Annotated in this window: 15 protein-coding genes; 14 read left to right on the top strand and 1 reads right to left on the bottom strand. The window is 56.8% G+C overall.

Annotation, left to right across the window (positions count from 1 at the left end):
- Window positions 1-80 precede the first annotated feature (80 nt).
- The 14 genes from SB725_RS08065 to SB725_RS08000 all read left to right on the top strand — a co-directional run bounded on the left by SB725_RS08065 (window position 81) and on the right by SB725_RS08000 (window position 17123).
- Window positions 81-1391, top strand: coding sequence for an ABC transporter substrate-binding protein (locus tag SB725_RS08065; RefSeq protein WP_027923246.1), 1311 nt, complete (start codon window positions 81-83; stop codon window positions 1389-1391).
- Between the two features lie 206 nt (window positions 1392-1597).
- Window positions 1598-2497, top strand: coding sequence for a carbohydrate ABC transporter permease (locus SB725_RS08060; RefSeq protein WP_228758773.1), 900 nt, complete (start codon window positions 1598-1600; stop codon window positions 2495-2497).
- Window positions 2498-2507: 10 nt separating this feature from the next.
- Entirely contained in the window at window positions 2508-3338 is an 831-nt protein-coding gene (locus tag SB725_RS08055) for a carbohydrate ABC transporter permease (protein WP_027923248.1), read from the top strand.
- 33 nt (window positions 3339-3371) lie between these two features.
- A complete protein-coding gene (locus SB725_RS08050) occupies window positions 3372-4475 on the top strand; it encodes an ABC transporter ATP-binding protein (RefSeq protein WP_059182997.1) in 1104 nt (367 codons plus the stop codon).
- 15 nt (window positions 4476-4490) lie between these two features.
- Entirely contained in the window at window positions 4491-5963 is a 1473-nt protein-coding gene (locus tag SB725_RS08045; protein ID WP_410921529.1) for a mannitol dehydrogenase family protein, read from the top strand.
- 60 nt (window positions 5964-6023) lie between these two features.
- Window positions 6024-7520 (top strand): xylulokinase, encoded by a 1497-nt coding sequence (gene xylB / locus SB725_RS08040; RefSeq protein WP_194940014.1) that lies wholly within the window; start codon window positions 6024-6026, stop codon window positions 7518-7520.
- A gap of 13 nt (window positions 7521-7533) precedes the next feature.
- Entirely contained in the window at window positions 7534-8472 is a 939-nt protein-coding gene (locus tag SB725_RS08035) for a carbohydrate kinase family protein (RefSeq protein ID WP_410921528.1), read from the top strand.
- A gap of 228 nt (window positions 8473-8700) precedes the next feature.
- Window positions 8701-9885 (top strand): hypothetical protein, encoded by a 1185-nt coding sequence (locus SB725_RS08030; protein ID WP_410921527.1) that lies wholly within the window; start codon window positions 8701-8703, stop codon window positions 9883-9885.
- 412 nt (window positions 9886-10297) lie between these two features.
- Window positions 10298-13792: a type VI secretion system tip protein TssI/VgrG gene (tssI, locus tag SB725_RS08025; protein ID WP_410921526.1), complete on the top strand. Its 3495-nt coding sequence runs from the start codon at window positions 10298-10300 to the stop codon at window positions 13790-13792.
- On the top strand, window positions 13785-14438 hold the full coding sequence (locus tag SB725_RS08020; protein WP_410921525.1) for a DUF2931 family protein: 654 nt from the start codon (window positions 13785-13787) through the stop codon (window positions 14436-14438). Before tssI ends, SB725_RS08020 begins: the two co-directional genes overlap by 8 nt.
- Window positions 14439-14456: 18 nt before the next feature.
- A complete protein-coding gene (locus SB725_RS08015) occupies window positions 14457-15107 on the top strand; it encodes a DUF2931 family protein (protein WP_410921524.1) in 651 nt (216 codons plus the stop codon).
- Between the two features lie 21 nt (window positions 15108-15128).
- Window positions 15129-15782, top strand: coding sequence for a DUF2931 family protein (locus SB725_RS08010; RefSeq protein WP_027923550.1), 654 nt, complete (start codon window positions 15129-15131; stop codon window positions 15780-15782).
- A gap of 18 nt (window positions 15783-15800) precedes the next feature.
- Window positions 15801-16454, top strand: a complete 654-nt coding sequence (locus SB725_RS08005) for a DUF2931 family protein (protein ID WP_410921523.1) — start codon at window positions 15801-15803, stop codon at window positions 16452-16454.
- An 18-nt stretch (window positions 16455-16472) separates the two neighbouring features.
- Window positions 16473-17123: a DUF2931 family protein gene (locus SB725_RS08000; protein ID WP_410921522.1), complete on the top strand. Its 651-nt coding sequence runs from the start codon at window positions 16473-16475 to the stop codon at window positions 17121-17123.
- 61 nt (window positions 17124-17184) lie between these two features.
- Here the strand turns inward: SB725_RS08000 and SB725_RS07995 are convergent, their stop codons facing one another.
- A complete protein-coding gene (locus SB725_RS07995; protein ID WP_027923548.1) occupies window positions 17185-17481 on the bottom strand; it encodes a hypothetical protein in 297 nt (98 codons plus the stop codon).
- Window positions 17482-17968 lie beyond the last annotated feature (487 nt).

Genomic DNA, 17968 nt, shown 5'->3' with positions numbered 1-17968 from the left:
CACATTCTTCCTGCCGCAGGAAGACACAAAAACAATAACTGTCCTTCTGTAACCCTTGGGTCGCAGAAAAGGAGTGCACGATGCAACCTTCTGTAAAAGCTCTGCTTGCCCTCACCTGCATGACCCTCAGCAGCATCAGCCTCGGCGCTCAAACGCTGACCATCGCCACCGTCAACAACAGCGACATGATCCGCATGCAAAAGCTCTCGAAAACCTTCGAGGCCGAGCACCCGGACATCAAGCTCAACTGGGTGGTACTGGAAGAAAACGTCCTGCGCCAACGCCTGACCACTGACATCGCCACTCAGGGCGGACAGTTCGATGTGTTGACCATCGGCATGTACGAAGCCGCACTGTGGGGTGCCAAGGGTTGGCTGGAGCCGATGAAGGACTTACCGGCGTCTTATGCCCTGGACGACGTCTTCCCGTCGGTGCGTGAGGGCCTTTCTGTCAAGGGCTCCCTGTACGCCCTGCCGTTCTACGCCGAAAGCTCGATCACCTATTACCGCACCGACCTGTTCAAGGAGGCCGGGCTGACCATGCCCGAGCGCCCGACCTGGACCCAGATCGGCGAATTCGCCAGCAAACTCACGCACAAGGATAAAGAACAGTACGGCATCTGCCTGCGTGGCAAGGCCGGCTGGGGCGAGAACATGGCGCTGATCACCACCGTCGCCAACGCCTATGGCGCACGTTGGTTCGATGAGAAATGGCAGCCGGAATTCACCGGTCCAGAGTGGAAAAACGCCCTGAACTTCTACGTCGAGACCATGAAGCAATCCGGTCCGCCGGGCGCTTCCAGCAACGGATTCAACGAAAACCTCGCACTGTTCAACAGCGGCAAATGCGCAATCTGGGTCGATGCCAGCGTTGCCGGCTCGTTCGTCACTGACAAAACCCAAAGCAAGGTGGCCGACCACGTTGGCTTCACCTACGCCCCGCACGAAACCACCGACAAGGGTTCGGCGTGGCTCTATTCCTGGGCGCTGGCGATTCCGACCAGCTCCAAGGCCAAGGACGCCGCCAAAACGTTCAGTGCCTGGGCCACCTCCAAGGAATACGGCGCGCTGGTCGCGGAGAAAGACGGCATCGCCAACGTGCCGCCCGGCACTCGCGCCTCCACCTACAGCGAGGCCTACATGAATGCCGCGCCGTTCGCCAAGGTCACGCTGGAATCGCTCAAGGCAGCGGACCCAAGCAAGCCGACGCTCAAGCCCGTGCCGTATATCGGTATTCAGTTGGTGACCATTCCTGAGTTCCAGGGCATTGGCACCCAGGTGGGCAAGTCGTTCTCGGCGGCGCTGATTGGGCAAACCACGGTCGATCAAGCCTTGGCTGCGGCCCAGCAAACCACCGAACGCGAGATGAAGCGCGCCGGTTATCCCAAGTAACTCTCGCAACCGATCCAGAGTGGGCTTTTGTGGCGAGGGAGCTTGCTCCCGCTCGGCTGCGCAGCAGTCGCAAAGCTATTGGGGCCGCTTCGCGACCCAGCGGGAGCAAGCTCCCTCGCCACACAAGCCCGCTCCCACATGTCGATCTTCGTATGTCTGTTCCTAATTGGTTTAATGCCATGAATATTTCAACTGCCAACGCTCACATGGACATACCCCAACCGGTGCGTAAAAGCCGGTTGGCCAATCCCGGCTGGTTTCTGGTCAGTCCTTCGGTCGCCCTGTTGCTGCTGTGGATGATCGTGCCGCTGGGCATGACCGTCTACTTCTCGACGATTCGCTACAACCTGCTCAATCCGGGTGAAAACGAGTTCGTCGGGCTGGAGAACTTCACTTACTTCCTGACGGATTCCGGCTTCCTGCCCGGCGCCACCAACACCTTGTTGCTGGTGGGCAGCGTGTTGCTGATCAGCGTGGTGTTCGGTGTGCTGATCAGTGCACTGCTTGAAGCCAGTGAGTTCATGGGCCGCGGCATCGTGCGGGTCATGCTGATTTCGCCGTTCTTCATCATGCCCACCGTCGGTGCGCTGATCTGGAAGAACCTGATTTTCCATCCGGTGTCGGGGATTCTCGCCTACGTCTGGAAACTGTTCGGCGCGCAACCGGTGGACTGGCTGGCGCACTACCCGCTGCTGTCGATCATCATCATTGTGTCCTGGCAATGGCTGCCCTTCGCGATCCTGATCCTGATGACCGCCATGCAGTCCCTCGACCAGGAACAGAAGGAAGCCGCACGTCTCGACGGCGCCGGGCCTGTCGCCATCTTCTGGCACCTGACCTTGCCGCACCTGGCGCGGCCAATTGCGGTGGTGGTGATGATCGAGACCATCTTCCTGCTCTCGGTGTTCGCCGAAATCTTTACCACCACCAACGGCGGCCCCGGCTACGCCTCGACCAACCTCGCCTACCTGATCTACAACCAGGCGCTGGTGCAGTTCGATGTCGGCATGGCATCCGCCGGCGGCTTGATCGCGGTGGTGATTGCCAACATCGCGGCCATCGTGCTGGTGCGCATGATCGGCAAAAACCTGACAGACAAAGCCTGAGGCCTGCGCCATGACCCTTCAACAATCCCGCCGCCTGCAAAGCCTGCTGCTCGGCACGCTGGCCTGGGCCATCGCCATCGTGATTTTCTTCCCGATCTTCTGGATGGTGCTGACCAGTTTCAAAACCGAAATCGACGCGTTCGCCACGCCACCGCAGTTCATCTTCACGCCGACGCTGGAGAACTACCTGCACATCAATGAACGCAGCGACTACTTCAGCTTCGCCTGGAACTCGGTGGTGATTTCCTTCAGTGCCACGGCATTGTGCCTGTTGATCGCCGTGCCGGCGGCCTACTCGATGGCGTTCTACGAAACCCAGCGCACCAAGGGCACGCTGCTGTGGATGCTCTCGACCAAAATGCTGCCACCGGTGGGCGTGCTGATGCCGATTTACCTGCTGGCCAAGACCTTCGGCCTGCTCGACACGCGCATCGCGCTGATCGTGATCTACACGCTGATCAACCTGCCGATTGTGGTCTGGATGATTTACACCTACTTCAAAGACATCCCCAAAGACATCCTCGAAGCCGCGCGCCTCGACGGCGCCACGCTGTGGCAGGAGATGGTCCGGGTGCTGCTGCCGATCGCCAAGGGCGGCCTGGCTTCAACCGTTTTGCTGTCGCTGATCCTGTGCTGGAACGAGGCGTTCTGGTCCTTGAACCTGACCTCATCCAAAGCCGCGCCGCTGACCGCGTTGATTGCCTCTTACTCAAGCCCTGAAGGCTTGTTCTGGGCCAAGTTGTCGGCGGTGTCGACCCTGGCTTGCGCGCCGATCCTGATCTTCGGCTGGATCAGCCAGAAACAATTGGTCCGCGGCCTGTCGTTCGGTGCCGTGAAATAGCCCTCAAAGAATAAGCACAAAAGGAGCGCCACCATGGCCAACCTGAAAATCAAGAATCTGCAAAAAGGCTTCGAAGGCTTTTCCATCATCAAAGGCATCGACCTGGAAGTGAACGACAAGGAATTCGTGGTGTTCGTCGGCCCGTCGGGTTGCGGCAAATCGACCCTGCTGCGCCTGATCGCCGGCCTGGAAGAAGTCAGCGGCGGCACCATCGAGCTCGACGGCCGCGACATCACCGAAGTCAGCCCGGCCAAGCGCGACCTGGCGATGGTGTTCCAGACCTACGCCCTGTACCCGCACATGACCGTGAAAAAGAACATGTCGTTTGCCCTCGATCTGGCCGGCGTGCCGAAAGCGGAAGTCGAGAAGAAAGTCGGCGAAGCAGCGCGCATCCTCGAACTCGGTCCAATGCTGGAACGCAAACCGAAACAGCTGTCTGGCGGCCAGCGTCAGCGCGTGGCCATCGGCCGGGCGATTGTGCGCAACCCGAAAATCTTCCTGTTTGACGAACCGCTGTCCAACCTCGACGCCGCCCTGCGGGTGCAGATGCGCCTGGAACTGCTGCGACTGCACAAAGAACTGCAAGCGACGATGATCTACGTGACCCACGATCAGGTCGAAGCCATGACCATGGCCGACAAGGTGGTGGTGCTCAACGGCGGCAAAATCGAACAGGTCGGCTCGCCGCTGGACCTGTATCACCAACCGGCCAACCTGTTTGTCGCGGGCTTTCTGGGCACGCCGAAAATGGGTTTCCTCAAGGGCAACGTCACCCGCATCGACAGCCAAAGCTGTGAAGTGCTGCTCGACGCCGGTGCTCGCATCACCCTGCCGTTGACCGGCGCCAACTTGAGCGTCGGTGGCGCAGTGACCCTGGGCATTCGTCCGGAACACCTGGAACTGGCACAACCCGGCGACTGCACGCTGCAAGTCACCGCCGACGTCAGCGAGCGTTTGGGCAGCGACACGTTCTGCCACGTCGTGACTTCCTCCGGCGAGGCCCTGACCATGCGTGTTCGCGGCGACCTCGCCAGCCGTTACGGCGAGTCGCTGAGCCTGCACCTGGACGCCGAACACTGCCATTTATTCGATGCCGACGGCGTGGCGTTGACCCGTCCGTTGCGCGCTGCGGCCTGATATCGAGACTATGTGATGAAACTCAATAAACAGAATCTCCACCATCTCAAACCCGAGGTGGTCCTGCCCGCCTACGCCCTGAGCGATACGCGCCAAGGCATCGCGCACATTGGCGTCGGTGGTTTTCACCGCGCCCATCAGGCGTATTACACCGACGCGCTGATGAACACTGGCGAAGGCCTGGACTGGGCGATTTGCGGGGTCGGCCTGCGCGCCGAAGACCGCCGCGCCCGGGACGATCTCAAAGAGCAGGATTACCTGTTCACCCTGTTCGAACTCGGCGATACCGATGACACCGAAGTCCGGGTGATCGGTGCGATTCGCGACATGCTGCTGGCCGAAGACGGCGCGACCGCACTGATCGAAAAACTCGCCGGCCCCGAGATCCGCATCGTCTCGCTGACTATCACCGAGGGCGGTTACTGCATCGATGACAGCAACGGCGAGTTCATGGCGCACTTGCCGCAAATCCAGCACGACCTGACGCACCCGGATGCGCCGAAAACAGTGTTCGGTTTCCTCTGCGCCGCCCTGGCCAAACGGCGCGCTGCCGGCACCCCGGCGTTCACGCTGATGTCCTGCGATAACCTGCCGCACAACGGCGCGGTGACCCGCAAAGCGCTACTGGCCTTCGCCGCGTTGCGCGATGCCGATCTGTGCGAGTGGATCGACCGCAACGTGAGTTTCCCCAACGCCATGGTCGACCGCATCACGCCGATGACCAGCACCGAACATCGCCTGCAACTGGCTGACAAACACGCGGTTGACGATGCCTGGCCCGTGGTCTGCGAACCGTTTGTGCAATGGGTGCTGGAAGACAAATTCGTCAACGGTCGCCCGGCCTGGGAAAAGGTCGGCGTGCAGTTCACGGACGACGTCACGCCTTATGAAGAGATGAAGATCAAACTGCTCAATGGCAGTCATCTGGCGCTGACGTATCTCGGGTTCTTGAAGGGATATCGCTTCGTTCACGAAACCATGAACGACCCGCTGTTTGTGCGCTACATGCGGGCTTACATGGACCTGGACGTCACGCCACAACTGTCGCCGGTGCCGGGGATTGACCTGACAGACTACAAAAACACCTTGGTTGAACGCTTCTCCAATCAGGCGATTGCCGATCAACTGGAGCGAGTGTGTTCGGACGGCTCGTCGAAATTTCCCAAATTCACGGTGCCGACGATCAACCGCTTGATTGCCGACGGTCGAGAGACCAAGCGTGCGGCGCTGGTGGTGGCGGCGTGGGCGCTGTATTTGAAGGGGGTGGATGAAAACGGTGATACCTATTCGATTCCGGACCCACGGGCGGCTTTTTTTCAGGGGCTGGTGGCGGATGATGTGTTGATTACCCAGCGGTTGCTGGCGGTCGAGGAGATTTTTGGCACCGCGATTCCGCATTCGGCCGAGTTTGTGGCGGCGTTTGAGTGGTGCTGTAACAGCTTGCGGGAGGTGGGGGTGACGCGGACGTTGGAGCGGGTGCTGGCTTAAGTACTGCGGTGAATGGACTACCGTCATCGCGAGATCGACCTGACACTCCAAGGACCTGACATGGCAAACCAACACCTTTTCCTGGGCATCGACTGCGGCACCCAAGGCACCAAAGCCATTGTCCTCGACGCAGTCAGCGGCCAAGTGCTGGGCCAGGGCGCCGCCGCCCACACCCTGATCAGCGGCGCCAACGGCCGCCGTGAGCAAGACACACATCAGTGGCTGGAAGCTTTCACCCTCGCCACCCGAAACGCCCTGCTCGCCGCCAACGTCGACGGTCAACACCTCCTCGGCATCGGCGTCTCAGGCCAGCAACACGGACTGGTCCTGCTCGACGATCAGGGCCAGGTCCTGCGCCCCGCCAAACTCTGGTGCGACACCGAAACCACAGCCGAAAACGACCGCCTGCTGGAGCACCTCGGCGGTGAAAAGGGTTCACTCGAGCGCCTCGGCGTCGTCATCGCACCCGGCTACACCGTGTCAAAACTGCTCTGGACCAAAGAGCAGCATCCCGAGATTTTTTCCCGAATCACCCGCATCCTGCTGCCCCACGACTACCTGAATTACTGGCTCACCGGCCGTAGCTGCAGCGAGTATGGCGACGCCTCCGGCACCGGGTATTTCAACGTGCGCAGCCGCCAGTGGGACTTGCAGCTGCTGCGCGACATCGACCCCAGCGGACGCCTGCAAGCCGCCCTGCCGGAGTTGATCGACGCCCATCAAGCCGTCGGCACGGTCCTGCCGAGCATCGCCGAACGCTTGGGCATCAACCCGCATGCGCTGGTTTCAAGCGGCGGCGGCGACAACATGATGGGCGCGATCGGCACCGGCAACATCAAGCCCGGCGCGATCACCATGAGCCTCGGTTCGTCAGGCACCGTTTACGCCTATGCCGATCAACCGAAAGTCAGCACGGACGCCTCGGTGGCGACCTTTTGTTCCTCCAGCGGTGGCTGGCTGCCGCTGATCTGCACGATGAACCTGACCAACGCGACGGGTGTTATTCGCGAGTTGTTCGACCTGGATATCCAGCAGTTCAACGATTTAGTCGCGCAAGCCCCCATCGGTGCCGAAGGCGTGAGCATGCTGCCGTTCCTCAACGGCGAACGCGTCCCCGCCCTGCCCCATGCTACCGGCAGCCTGCTGGGGCTGACGATGACCAACCTGACGCCGGCCAACCTGTGCCGCGCGGTGGTGGAAGGCACGACCTTCGGTTTGCGTTATGGGCTGGACCTGCTGCGCCAGAATGGCTTACAAAGCCGCAGCATCTGCCTGATCGGCGGCGGCTCGAAGAGCCCGGTGTGGCGACAGATCGTCGCCGACATCATGGATACGCCCGTAATCTGCACCGAACAAAGCGAAGCCGCCGCCCTCGGCGCGGCGATTCAAGCAGCGTGGTGCAGGTCCTGGGCGAACGGGCAGGAAGACAGTCTGGCGGACCTGTGCGAGCGCTGCGTCAAACTCGACCTGGCCAGCGAAACCTTGCCGATTGCAAAGCATGTGGCGGCCTGTCAGCAGGCCTACGAACGCTATCAACAGCATGTCGCAACCCTTTAAAGAGTGAACAATTATGTATCTGGTGTGTGGCGAAGCGCTGTTCGATTACTTCAGTGAAGACGACGCCAGCGGCCTGGCTTCAAAAGTGAATTTCAAGGCGATTGCCGGTGGCTCGCCGTTCAATGTCGCCGTCGGTTTGCGCCGTTTGGGTGTGGACTCGGCGCTGTTTGCCGGACTGTCCACCGACTACCTCGGCCGGCGCTTGCAGCAAGTGCTATTGAACGAAGGCGTGCGCCCGGACTTCCTCGTGGACTTCGCCGCACCGACGACATTGGCGATGGTTGCGGTGGGCGCCAACGGCTCGCCGCATTACAGCTTTCGCGGTGAAGGCTGCGCGGACCGTCAGTTGAAACCGGAACACCTGCCGGAACTGGGGACTGAAGTGCGCGGCTTGCACATCGGTTCGTTCTCGTTGGTGGTGCAACCGATAGCCGACACGTTGCTGGCGCTGGTTCAGCGTGAAAGCGGTAAACGCCTGATCAGCCTCGACCCGAACGTACGGCTCAATCCTGAACCGAACATTGACCTGTGGCGTTCGCGGATCGCGACGCTGGTCGAATACGCGGACCTGATCAAAGTCAGCGATGAGGATTTGAGCCTGTTGTATCCCGAGCAGGACCCACAGCGGGTGATTGAAGGCTGGCTGCAGCATCGCTGTCAGTTGGTGTTCCTGACCCGGGGTGGCGAAGGCGCGACGGTGTTTAGCCGGGCTCATGGTTCGTGGTCGGTGCCGGCCAGTTCGGTGAAGATTGCCGACACGGTGGGGGCTGGCGATACGTTCCAGGCGGCGTTGATTACGTGGTTGACCGAGCAACAGCTGGATTCGGTGGAAGGTGTGCAATCGCTCGACCGTGAACAGATTGCCGGGATGTTGACGTTCGCGGTGACGGCGGCGGCGTTGACGTGCAGCAAGACCGGGCCGGATTTGCCGTATCGGCAGCAACTCATCTGATAAATCGTCCCCCCGCCATAAACGGAAACTGCCGGGGGTGAGTCCTTCACGACCAGAAAACAACGATCTCAACCCGCCAGTACATACACTCTAACAGTGGCCGTCCACTGTTAGATCTGACAGTAGTCGAGCTTCATTTTTTGATATTAACTCTTCTTGCAGTGTTGCTGTTACGGACCTGAACAACAGTCTGGTTCGAGCCCACACGCTAACAAGATGGAGCAGAAAATGAAACGGAAGATCATTAAAAATCTAACGTCGCTGAACGCGATACTGGCCGCATTTGCTTTGGCGTACGGAACGGACACGATGGCCACTACTAATCTGCAAGTTCGCATGGCCAAAGAGTTTTCCTCGTGCGAAGTGATCGACATCAACAACTATAAACGTGCGGTGGGTAACTGCACGGCATCCAACGGAGCGGTGATCGTCTGGAGCTCAGATAACATTACCGGTTCGATCGTCCTCCCAAGCCTTGTGCAAGGGCAGGATTGTAGAGTTCTGGGAATTGGTATCGACGGAACTGTCTCAGGCAACTGTAAAGAAACCAACGGCCTGGAATTCGGGACAATCTGGAAACCGCCCTATACCGTCGCCACTAAACTGGAGCCACTTCGCAGCATTTTTCAGGACCAGAGAAACCCGGACGATGTCAGTACAAAAGCAGTTGCCTACAACAACAGTGGGTTTGTTGTGGGGCAAAGCATCGACAAAAATGGTCGTGCCACTGCAACGATGTGGACCTCAGTAGACGCTAAAACCCCGATGACGGTGTCAACCCCCAGGGATAACTGCCAAGCGGTTGCGATCAACGATCAGATGGCACCTGACGCGCCTCGTGTCGCGCTCAACTGCCGTGATGAGGCGGGGAAAGGCGTTGCGAAAATTGCCTACAGAGATATTTCTGGCTTCATCGCCGTCAATGTAAACGTCCCGGCGAATTACTCGTCTTGCGAGATTCGAGCGGTCAATAATGCAAACCGATATGTAGGGAGTTGTGTTTCATCGAACAACAAGCCCATGGCAACCTACTGGGATGGGGAAAATTCCGAGCCCAAAGTCCTAGACTTGCATAATTTTATGTCAAGCGTTGTTGGTGTGGCCGTTAATAGCAGCGGGAACATTGCCCTCGACTACCACACTTTGGACGGCACTCCAAACCCCGGCTTTTGGCACCCTCAAGACATTGCCATCAACATTGTCACTGCGCCAAAAGGTCAGACTTACGGTCGGGTCAAACGGGTCAGCGATAATAATGTCCTGCTGCTGAAAAAAGAAAACGATGGACGCAAAGTGGTTGGCAATATCGTGGGGTCGGAGCCGCCGGAGTTCACTATGGTGGGAGGGGGTGAACCCAGTCCATTCACTGCCATTTCTCCGAATGGAGCGTTCATGGCTGAAGTCCTGCCCTGAGACGACGTCGCGAAGAGGCCCATGTTGAAACCTTCGCGCAATACAAATACTTAGGGCGCCGACACCGTAGGCTCAGGTGATACGTTCCAGGCGGGCAGTTGGAATTGCGCTGAATGTAAGGCCCTCATCGCGAGCCGGCTCGCGATGGCGGTGTAACACACACCGCCAATCTCAGGGTCACCACCCCGAAAGTCTGAAAATGACTGTCGATTCCCGGTCGCCGCAATTGCGTGACGCTGTCGTGTTCAGGAACAGATGACGAAATATGCCCCGCATTCATTGACCCATACCTTGTGCCTAAGGGTTTTCCTGATAGCACAAGGCATCCGCACCTACGCCATTTGCGCCTTGAACGAGGCCGTTTAATCCTGCACCATCCGCCCCAGCTTATCCAAAGGACGGAATTCAAGGCATGCTGGACGCTAACGCAACCCATATTTCCCTCACGCTGGAAGGTGTTTCCGCCGACCTGCAAGTCCTCAGTTTCGTCGGCCGTGAAGCCCTCAACCAGCCGTTCTGTTTCGACATCGAGCTGGTCAGCGCCCGCCCCGACCTGAAACTCGAAGACATTCTGCACAAACCAGGTTGCCTGACCTTCGGCGCAACCGGCAAAGGCCTCATCCACGGCCTGGTCTATCGAATCGAGCAAGGCGACTCGGGTAAAAAACTGACCCGCTACAGCATCAGCCTGTGCCCGCAATTGGCGTACCTGCGCCACAACCACGACCAGCAAATCTTCCAGCAGTTAAGCGTGCCGAAGATCATCGCGCAGGTCCTGGAAGCGCGCGGCATCCTCGCGGACGCCTACAGTTTTCAGCTCGGTGCGGTTTACCCGGACCGCGACTACTGCGTGCAGTACGACGAATCCGACCTGCATTTCATCCAGCGCCTGTGCGAAGAAGAAGGCATTCACTTCCACTTTCAGCACAGCGCCAGCGGCCACAAACTGGTGTTCGGCGATGATCAGACCGTGTTCCGCAAACTCTCGCCCGTGGCCTACCAGCAAGACTCCGGCATGGCCGCCGAGAAACCGGTGATCAAACGCTTCAACCTGCGCCTGGAAACCCGCACCAGCCGCGTCAGCCGCCGCGACTACGACTTTGAAAAGCCACGCATCCTGCCCGAAGGCGCCGCCAAGAGCGGCGTCGCCCCGGACCTCGAAGACTACGATTACCCCGGCCTCTTTCTCACGCGCGAACGCGGTAAACAACTGGCGACCCGTGCGCTGGAACGCCATCGCAGCGACTACAAACTCGCTGAAGGCAAAGGTGACGAACCGACGTTGGTCAGCGGCCACTTCATGGCCCTCAGCGAACACCCGCGCAGCGAATGGAACGACCTCTGGCTGCTGCTGGAAGTGGTCCACGAAGGCAAACAGCCGCAAGTGCTCGGCGAGAACATCACCAGCGACGTCACCCACAACAAAGACGATTTCCACCAGGGCTACCGCAACCGCTTCCTCGCCACGCCGTGGGACGCGCACTACCGCCCTGCCCTCGAACACCCGAAACCGCAAGTCCTCGGCAGCCAGACCGCCATCGTCACCGGCCCGCCGGGCGAAGAAATCCATTGCGACGAATACGGTCGCGTCAAAGTGCAATTCTTCTGGGACCGCGACGGCCAGGCCAACGACAAAACCAGCTGCTGGCTGCGCGTCGCCACCGGTTGGGCCGGCAGTGCCTACGGCGGCATCGCCATCCCGCGCGTCGGCATGGAAGTGCTCGTCACCTTCCTCGAAGGCGACCCCGACCAGCCATTGGTCACCGGCTGCCTGTACCACAAGGAAAACGTCGTCCCCTACGACCTGCCGGCAAACAAAACCCGCAGCACCTTCAAGACCCTCAGCTCACCGGGCGGCAAGGGCTACAACGAATTTCGCATCGAAGACAAAAAAGGCGCGGAACAGATCTACCTCCACGCCCAGCGCGACTGGGATGAAAACATCGAACACGACCAGAAAATCCGCATCGGCAACGAGCGGCACGACACGGTCGAGGCCAATGTCTTCAGCGAGTTCAAGGTTGAAGAACACCGCATCACTCACCTGGACCGCAAGACTGAAGCGCGGGCCGATGATCACCTGACGGTGGCGGCGACCCAGCATGTGAAGGTCGGCACGGCGCAGTTCGTCGAGGCGGGAGAAGAGATTCACTACAACGCTGGCGACAAGGTGGTAGTTGAAGGCGGGATGGAACTGACGGCCAAGGCTGGCGGGAGTTTCGTCAAGGTGGATGCCGGGGGCGTGACGATTAGTGGGGCTGAGGTGAAGACCAATTCGGGTGGTGCGCCGGGTTCGGGGAGCGGGATTAAGATTCTTCCGCCGATTATTCCGGGTGCAGCAGCGGCGGCCGCAGCAGGGAAACTGCTGAGTGCTCCGCCGGTTGGCAAGTTTAATGCGGTGGCGGATTCGGAGCCTAAGGCAGCACGTCCGGCTGAGGAGGAAGAGCTGGAGGAAGAGGAAGAAGAGGTTGAGCTGGAAGAAATTACGTTGCGGATTGGGATGTTCTTTGATGGTACGGGGAATAACCGTAACAATAGCGAGCGTGTTTATGGTTGCTTCGCTCCGGATGTAAACCTGCAAGATATGGCCGAGGACATCCGTCAGTTCTGCGCTTCTTTAGGCTACGACGGCAAAGGAAGTAGCCCGGACAACAGTTATGGCAATGATGTCAGTAACGTAGCCAGACTGTATGACCTTTATCAGAACCAAGTGGATGAAGCGCTGCCTATTGATGCAGAAAGGGCGAGTTTATCGATTTATGTGGATGGGATCGGCACCAGCAGTATCGAGGAGGACTCGACTTTTTCACAAGGCACAGGCATAGGTGCACAAGGTGTCCGGGCGCGGGTAGAAGAGACTCCCGAGCTATTTATTCAGGCGATCCGACTCTTTAAAAACAACAATCCTGATAAGCGTATTTCGAACATTGAGTTCGACATTTTCGGATTCAGTCGAGGCTCTGCGGCGGCAAGAGACTTTGCTAATGAAATACTAAAAGGTAGCCAAAGTATTCTCGCTAAAGCGCTGCCGGCGGGATCGCCAATGTTATCGGACAGCTTCGCATGGAAGCCAAATACCGACATCTCCATAAATTTCATCGGCGTCTACGACACAGTTGCAGCCATTGCCAACCCGCTGGTAGGAGATTGGAATGGTAATAATGCTTTTAACCCAGGGATCAATATCCATCTAGCACCAGGCGCCGCGAAGAAAGTAGTCCAATTAGTCGCTCGAAATGAGCGACGTTACAATTTTGCGTTAAACAGTCTTGGGGCTGCCGATATTATTTTGCCGGGCGTGCACTCGGACCTCGGTGGCGGCTATCTACCTAAGGCGAGAGAGCGGATACTGCTCAGCAAACCGCGTAGGAGCCCGGTAGACGAAAGGACATCTTTTGTTGAAGCTAACAGTTACAAAGTTGCCCAAGAGGACTTGAGGCGGCTACAGGATCAATTGGCCCAATATAACCTCCCATTGGAGATCCGTACGTGGGAGGTGCCGTTTCGTACTACGGGCAAAGAAAACCGCAAAGATATGAAACACGTTTATGCCGCTGTCAGCAGTCAACGAGAGGTCCGCAGTGAACTGTCCTTGATCTACTTTCGGATCATGCGCGAACTAGCCGTTGAAAATGGAGTGCCTTTTGGACAAATCCCCGAGAGCAACCCAAGACTGGCGCTACCTGCGGAGCTCATACCTATCTCCGAAAAATTGTTGTCGTACGCTCAGGGGAAAAGCAAAACAATAGGGCTGACCTCACAGGAAGAGGAACTGCTCTTCCAACGTTACGTTCATTTATCTGACAACTGGAACGCCGCTAAAAATCGAAACAATAGTGACTTGAATATAGTCTTCATCAATCGACCAGACGTAAATTCTGTACGTACGGTACATCCAAATGAGTAACTTTTTACGCGTCGCTATCGCCGCCTTTCTGCTCAGTGGATGCACGTTAGCCAACAGTGAAACGCTACCTTACAAAGCCTGGCGCCTGGGTTTCTCAGCACCTAACTACATGGACGTCTGGATCGAAACAGCTGATGTTATTGATGTCGAAGGCCAAGTATACAGACGTGCCATGAGTGGCATTGCTGCGATACAGAGTCCTCCCAATAACACGGGCGACCCTAGAGGCTGGCCGGAAAAGCCGGGGCCGGGCAAAGGTAAGAGTGTAACTGGAGCAAACTTACCCAAAAAAATCTACGTCCGATGGCAATCATTGGTTGAACCTCAAACTTATAAAATGGTTATCGAGATATCCGAGTCGACCAGGGAACTTATGCGCAAGGGTGAAAAAGCCTTTTGTGCTGCTGATGGAAAATGGATAACAGGCTACCGCGAGGTATTGGCAATAAATCTGGCACCCGGAGGGATGGCTAAAGTGTGGGTAATGGGATCGTGCCTGCCAGCGATAGAAGTGGCTAAGGTAAAAGCCGAAATTGACCCAAGAGGACCTTATGAAGGTAAGTCTGGCGGCAAGTACGACAAGCTATCCGACCAGTCCAAAGCGTACATCGAAAAGTTTGGTGTGCCCTATGATTCTTGGAAGTGACAGAGCCAAAGCAGCCTGATGAGTAATTTCTTGCGAACTACGATTTGCGCATTTTTGCTCAGTGGTTGCATATACGCCAACAGCGAGCCAATGCCTTACAAATCCTGGTACTTGGGATTCTCGGCGCCCGATTACATGGAGGTTTGGATCGAGTCAGCTGATGTGGTCGATGTAAAGGAACAGGTGTATCCCAGTGCGATGAGTGGCACCGCTGCGATACAGAGACCTCCCAACAATTCAGGTGACCCTAAAGGATGGCCTCAGAAACCTGGCATAGGAAAAGGTAAAAATGTGACTGGGGCGGATTTACCCCAAAAAATCTATGTCCGCTGGCAATCTTTGGTCGAACCCCAGACTTACCAGATGGTGATCAACTTACCCGAGGCGACTCAGGAGATCATGCGCAAGGGCGAAAAGGCTTTTTGTGCTGCCGATGGCAAGTGGATAACAGACTACCGAAACGCATTGGTTATCAATTTGGCGCCCGGTGGCATAGCCAAGGTTTGGGTACGAGGGTCATGCCTTACTCCGATCGAGGTAATTAGGGTAAAGGGCGTGATTGATCCGCGAGGCCCATATGAAGGGAAATCCGGTGGCAAGTACGATTCTCTATCTGATGAATCCAAAGCTTATGTCAAAGAGTTTGGTGTGCCCTATGGTTCTTGGTAGCGACAGAGTCGTGACGTCCTAATGAGAAAATTTTTACAATTCAGCCTCACCACGCTCTTACTCAGTGGCTGCGCATTTGCTAGCAGCAACTCAATGCCTTACAAATCCTGGTACTTGGGATTCTCGGCTCCTGACTACATGGAGGTCTGGATCGAAACCGCCGATGTTGTCGATATTCAGGACCATGTATACCCACGTGCGATGAGTGGTCTTGCCTCCATGTTAAAGCCTCCCAACAATTCTGGCGATCCGCGAGGTTGGCCGAAAAGAGCTAGCATCGGCAGCGGTAAGCATGTGACAGGGGCCGACTTGCCCAAGCAGATTTATGTCCGCTGGCAGTCGCAGGTCGAACCGCAAACCTACTTGATGGTGGTTAAAATCCCTGAGGCTACTCGGGAGATTATGCTTAAGGGTGAAAAGGTTTTCTGCGCTGCCGATGGGAAATGGATCACTGGCTATCGTCAGTCAATCGGTATAAGGCTGGTCCCCGGAGGTATTGCCAAAGTCTGGGTTGGCGGTCCATGCATGACGCCGATCGAGGTGACCACGGTAAAAGCCGTGATTGATCCGCGTGGCCCATACGAAGGTAAGTCTGGAGGTCACTACCGCCCCCTTTCCGGCGTTTCCAAAGCCTACGTTGAAAAATATGGCGTGCCTTATGATTCCTGGAAATGAAAGAGCCAACGCAGTCTGATGAGGAGTTTCTTGCGAAGTACGATTTGTGCATTTTTGCTCAGTGGTTACACTTTCGCCAACAGCGAGGCAATGCCTTACAAATCATGGCGCCTGGGCTTTTCAGCGCCGAATTACATGGAAGTGTGGATTGAATCGGCTGATGTAGTCGATATCAAAGAGCAGGTTTATCCGCGAGCGATGAGTGGCACTGCTGCCATACAGACGCCTCCTAACAACACTGGCGACCCTAGAGGGTGGCCCGAAAAGCCAGGAATCGGCAAAGGTAAGAATGTAACTGGGGCGGACTTGCCAAAAAAGATTTACGTACGCTGGCAGTCTCTTGTCGAACCGCAAACTTACCAAATGGTGATCGACGTCCCCGAGACGACAAGGGCGATAATGCGCAAGGAAGAAAAGGCTTTGTGCGCATTTGATGGTAAGTGGATTACAGACTACCGCAACGCGTTGGTTATCAATTTGGCGCCCAGCGGGATAGCCAAAATGTGGGTGATGGGGTCGTGCCTGCCAGCGATAGAAGTGACCAAGGTAAAAGCCGTTATTGATCCACGCGGCCCATATGAAGGAAAGTCTGGCGGTAAGTACGACAAGCTGTCCGACCAATCCAAAGCCTACGTAGAAAAATTTGGTGTGCCCTATGATTCTTGGAAGTGACAGAGCCAAAGCAGTCTGATGAGTAATTTCTTGCGAACTACGATTTGCGCTTTTTTGCTCAGTGGTTGCACATACGCCAACAGCGAGCCAATGCCTTACAAATCATGGCGCTTGGGCTTTTCAGCGCCGAATTACATGGAAGTGTGGATCGAGTCGGCTGATGTGGTGGATATTCAGGACCAGGTATATCCCCGTGCGATGAGTGGCGCCGCCTCAATACTAACTCCCCCCAACAGTTCCGGCGATCCCCGAGGCTGGCCGAAAAGAGCCGGCTGGGGGAAAGGTAAATACGTAACTGGTGCAGACTTGCCCAAACAGATCTATGTCCGCTGGCAATCGCTGGTAGAGCCGCAAACTTATCAAATGGTGATTAACATATCCGAGGCGACTCGGGAGGTCATGCGCAGGGGTGAAAAGGTTTTCTGCAGTGCCGACGGGAAATGGATCACCGGATATCGTGAGGCAGTAGCTGTAAGACTGGTCCCCGGAGGCATTGCCAAAGTTTGGGTAACCGGTCCATGTATGCCGCCGATCGAGGTGACTACGGTAAAAGCCGTAATTGATCCGCGTGGCCCATACGAAGGTAAGTCTGGAGGTCACTACCGCCCCCTTTCCGCCGTTTCCAAAGCGTACGTCGAAAAGTTTGGTGTGCCGTATGGCTCTTGGTAATTCATGACGCAATACAAAAATCCAGCGCCTAGCAGCGCTGGATTTTTTTAAAGATCAGTCGTCAGACCGGCGCCTTCCACCCCATCATCCGCTGCTGCGCAACCGCTAACAGGTCAAACCCGTCCTGTGTCAACAAGTAAAGTGCGTGAGTAATGTGCGGAATATCTTGAACATCGCTGTGCTTGAAACATAGGCAATGAAGCGTTTCAAGTAGCTGGGTAGAGGCTCGTACGCGCTGTAACCCGGCTTCGAATATGTCTTGGGGGTTGGCTTCGGTGTCGATCAGCAAAGGACTCGAATCGGTAACGCCGCTGTTGAGTGGACGATAGCGATCTGGAAACGGTTTGAACGTTGGCATAGTAATTACTCGATGGTTAATAAGTAACGCCAGCACCGTGACCAAACGATGGGAGGCGGCTGTGTACAGGCTTGGTCAACCGATACCATCAAATCGGTTCGCCCGAGGGCGTCCAGCACACAGCCGCCATTGCAACACACTACGAGGACTTGGATGTCCGCAGCGCGAATGATGGCACACATATGTGTGATGGCATCAGGTGACCAAACCCGATCGCTGATTTTGCAGCGAGCCCAAACAGTAATCGCTCCCCCCAGCAGGCGAAAGTCGATAAGGCGTCTAGCGCTGTAGGACCCAGCCGAGGACTCCGTAACCACTTTCCTAACGAAACATCCGTCAGACACCGCCCCTCGCGACAGGCGGCGTTCAGGCGGGTTAACCATTGCTTAACCCCGCGGTCCAAAACTTCACTGGACCGCACGCCCTCAGATTCCTCTGATGCCCAGTGCGGCAGGTTTGACGTTGATCGTCGAACTGACTTTCCGTC

The organism is Pseudomonas sp. SIMBA_041 (assembly GCF_046535095.1).
Taxonomy (GTDB): domain Bacteria; phylum Pseudomonadota; class Gammaproteobacteria; order Pseudomonadales; family Pseudomonadaceae; genus Aquipseudomonas; species Aquipseudomonas mucoides.
The sequence above is the reverse complement of the archived record's forward strand: the minus strand, read 5'-3'. Positions and strand labels throughout refer to the sequence as shown.